At 37.9% G+C, this 2,588-nt stretch carries 2 protein-coding genes; one reads left to right on the top strand and one right to left on the bottom strand.

Features of this window, described 5'->3' with window-relative positions:
- The first annotated feature begins 500 nt into the window (after positions 1-500).
- Complete coding sequence (locus AC52RT_RS11490) at positions 501-1,637, top strand: DUF418 domain-containing protein (RefSeq protein ID WP_495540870.1); 1,137 nt, start codon at positions 501-503, stop codon at positions 1,635-1,637.
- A 390-nt stretch (positions 1,638-2,027) separates the two neighbouring features.
- On the opposite strand, the gene AC52RT_RS11485 is transcribed toward AC52RT_RS11490, so the two are convergent.
- Positions 2,028-2,588 (bottom strand): DUF5666 domain-containing protein (locus AC52RT_RS11485; protein WP_495540869.1); only part of this gene is annotated, 561 nt, incomplete at its 5' end.

Here is a 2,588-nt window from a genome sequence, read left to right as displayed (position 1 = left end):
ATCCGACTTACTCAGAAAATAATTATATCATTATTAAAAAAAGCGCCATTACTATTTTTACATATATACCATTAAATGTTAAAATTGAAACTGGAAGGGAGTGAGAAGCTTAGGGTGAAGAGGACTTTAACGGCGGCGCTTGCTTATTGTACTGCAGGATTAGGCTTTTATCATGTTTTTTGGGGCAATGCCAACGTTTATGGATTTATTATTCTATTCATGGGCCTGGCAGGGGTTTTGTATGATGTTTTTAGCAAAAAGTTACATACAGTATAATTTTCATCTCTTTTTATTTGATTAATGGGGCAATAATCGGAGAACAGCTACGTGATTTCCGGTTATTGCCCTCTTGTGCATTCAAAGATGTGGGTGTAAGGAGGAATCTATCAATTATAGGTAGGCACACTCAAAACAAAGAGTAGACCAGCCGACCTATATACGAATGATGAAGTGTTTGGATGAAGGAAAGATTAATAATTTTTAAAGCAAGGAGATACATAATGAAGAAAAGAATCAAGGTAGTAGATGCCCTCAGGGGATTTTCATTAATGGGCATTTTGATTGCTAATATGCTGTATTTTCAATATAACAATATTACGCTAGAAACCATTCAACCGGCTACATGGTGGGATAAAACAGCCTATTATTTTACGAAAATATTTGTAGAGGGATCGTTCGTTCCGATTTTTGGGTTTCTATTTGGTTATAGCATAATTTTATTTGTACGCTCATTGGAAAAGCGTGAATTGAGTGCAAGAGGGCCTTTATGGAGACGTGCCATTGGTTTAATGACGTTAGGTGTTTTACATAGTGTCTTCGTTTGGGACGGGGATATTTTATTAATTTATGGATCTGGCCTAATTATTGCGATGTTATTTGTAAAGCGTAAAGTGAAAACCATCCTAGTATGGGCGATAATTTTAACACTTTGTATGACACCACTTCTTTTAGTGAAAACAGATCTTCTCAGTATGGTTTTAACAGATATGAAGGCGACATTGGATATTTTGAAGAATGGTACATATTTGGATGTTGTGAAGCATCGCGTGGGTATATCCGATGACATACCGTTCGGTTTTATAGTAATTGCATTGCCATTCGTACTTGTGTTCCTCATCATTTTATCTTTCATCACTATTGGCCCTGTAGTATTGGCAGGGATGGCTGCCGCTAAGGTGGATTTCTTTATGGATATTGAAAAAAAGATAAATCTGTTAAGGCGCCTGTCTTTGCTGATTCCTGCAGGATTAGTGTGTAAAGGGTTATTGTACTGGGATCATTTTGCAGGGAAGCTGCTGTATGGCGTAGGGACGTATATGTTAGCAATTGGCTATATGGCAGCCTTTACATTACTATTTCTATCTATGAAAGAGAACACTTTGTCAAAAGCTTTTGTAAATCTTGGCCGCCTGTCATTAACAAATTATTTAATGCAGTCAATCATTTGTACAACAATTTTTTACGGCTACGGTTTCGGTTTCTTCGGAGAGTTGGGGGTAGCTCTTGGGCTTGTGATTGCCGTTGCTATCTATTCGGCGCAATTGGTGATAGCCAATTGGTATGGACAAAGGTTTTCGATTGGTCCAGTTGAATGGGTGCTTCGGAAGTTTATTTATTTGGGTAAGGGACGGGAGTAGGGGAAGGATGGATCATGTTTTAGGACAAGATATTTTAACATTCATTTTGTTCTATTGAGCTGGGTCTTTACCTTTTCTTTGATAAAGTGTTGCTGTAACGTTGAACAGAGAATTTCTTTTAAAAAACAATGTTAATATAATTAGGGATGTTTTTCATTGCAGTTGTATAGGTATACATCTGAATTTTGGTTATTACTTTTTGATGTTATTAACTTAATGATGAATAGAATTAATATTAAAATCATTAGAAACAGCCCTATATAGAATAGTCCTGTTCCCAAGGAAGAGTTTGAAAGACCACTCCGAAATCTTAATGGAGTGGTCTTTTGTTTGCTCTTTAGACCTATAAGTGACTAATGTTATTTTTGATTATAGTAGGATTTGCCATGCTTAATCATTATAATCATCTTCTATTTCAAGTTCGACAATTTCCAAATCTTCATTCAGCGAAATTTCAGCTGGTAATCCTTCGATTGCGCGGGTGTATTCGTCCGAATCAATCTGGAACTTGGCTGCCTTTTTGAACGATTGCTCGGTACCATTATAATTGATTGTCACCTCTTGGTCTGTGACCGCAACAACGGTACCATGGGCATCCATTGTCTTCTCTGCTTCGATTTTGTAGGCTGTGTCACCATTTGCATCGATATCGACAAGAGAGCCTTTCTTTAAAGGCTGAAGAAAGTCTTCAATCTTCGTATTTTTATCAATCGTAAAGGTTTTTGCTCCCAGGAATGGTACCTCAACCGTGATTTTTTCATCCGTTACTTCCGTAACCTTGCCGTCCACATCCGAAAAAGTGGCGGCTTGCTCCGGCTGTGACGGAGAAGTGGCAGTAGGAATAGAAGCTGCTGCAGCCTCGATTGCCTCTGCGCTGCTTACATAGTTTTTATAGCCATTCTTTTCATCGTAAAATTCTTCATATCCAAAGGCTGCTCCAGCACCTGCTAG

This window comes from Peribacillus sp. (assembly GCF_059453735.1).
Note: the sequence above shows the minus strand (reverse complement) of the source record. Positions and strands in the feature narration are given on the sequence as shown.

Bases quoted from the DNA above. Each gene is read 5' to 3' on its own strand.
- AC52RT_RS11490 (WP_495540870.1), top strand. From the start codon at position 501: ATGAAGAAAAGAATCAAGGTAGTAGATGCCCTCAGGGGATTTTCATTA.